This window comes from Vibrio sp. 970, from assembly GCF_033339075.1.
Window position 1 is genome coordinate 1 of record NZ_JAWOTW010000093.1, and the last position, 1,107, is coordinate 1,107.

Here is a 1,107-nt window from a genome sequence, read left to right on the forward strand (position 1 = left end):
GATCGGAGATATCCGTAATGCGCTCAGAGATATTCACCAGCACTTCTACTGCTTCATCCGTCGAAGCCACACCCTCAAATGTGACCGCTTTGCCAGCTTCCATCGCGCTTACTGCATCCTGAGCATCACTTTGAAGCTGGTTGATCATACGTTGAATCTCTTCCGTTGAATCGGCAGTGCGCGACGCTAGGTTACGAACTTCATCTGCAACTACCGCAAAGCCTCGACCTTGCTCACCTGCGCGTGCTGCTTCAATCGCTGCGTTCAGTGCCAACAAGTTTGTTTGCTCAGAGATATCGCGGATTACACCAAGGATAGAGCCGATATCTTTCGTTGTAGAAGCAAGCTGTGTCACAACGATGTTTGTCGTTTCCACATCGTCAGCAAGACGGCTGATCACTTCTTTCGCTTTAATCACAACTTCACGACCCGTCTGAGTATTATCAGACGCTTGGTTTGCAGTATCGGCTGCCGTCGCTGCGTTAGACGCAATTTCACTGATCGTCGCACCCATTTGGTTGATCGCTGCAACCACTTGAATCGTCTGGTCACGTTGCTCTTGGCTATTATCGTACGTTGACGTTGCTTTGCTCGACACGCTGTCTGCCGCTTGACTCAGTGCACCGCTCGTCAAAGATACCTCTTTCATGGTTGCGTGGATTTTCTCAATAAATCCGTTGAAACCTTTAGAAAGCTGCGCGATTTCATCATTGCCACGAATTTCAATACGCTGTGATAAATCACCTTCGCCTTGACCAAGATCGGTAAAGCGATCTGCAATCAATCGAATAGGCTTAGTGATACTGTTTGCAAGCAATACGCCCATCAAAATGAACACCAACGCCACTACAATGGTTGTGATCATCATTTTTTGGCCAGTTGCATTGAGATCAGCAAACACTTCATCAACAGGCACGACGCCAATAACAAACCAGTTCATTGACGGCACATACAAACTCGCGACGAAATTGTCCTTACCTTCAAACTCGACATTAATTAGGTTGAAGCTGTTTTTGTTCAGCAGTTGATTCGCGTTGCTGCCAAAAAGCTGCGCAATCGACGTTTTGTTTTTGCCTTGTTGACGATGAATTTGAATGTCACCTTTTT

1 protein-coding gene is annotated in these 1,107 nt (G+C 46.7%); it reads right to left on the minus strand.

Annotated features, from left to right (window positions below):
* The coding region (locus tag R7Q11_RS24925) for a methyl-accepting chemotaxis protein (protein ID WP_225466850.1) at positions 1-1,107 on the minus strand (1,107 nt) is incomplete at both ends.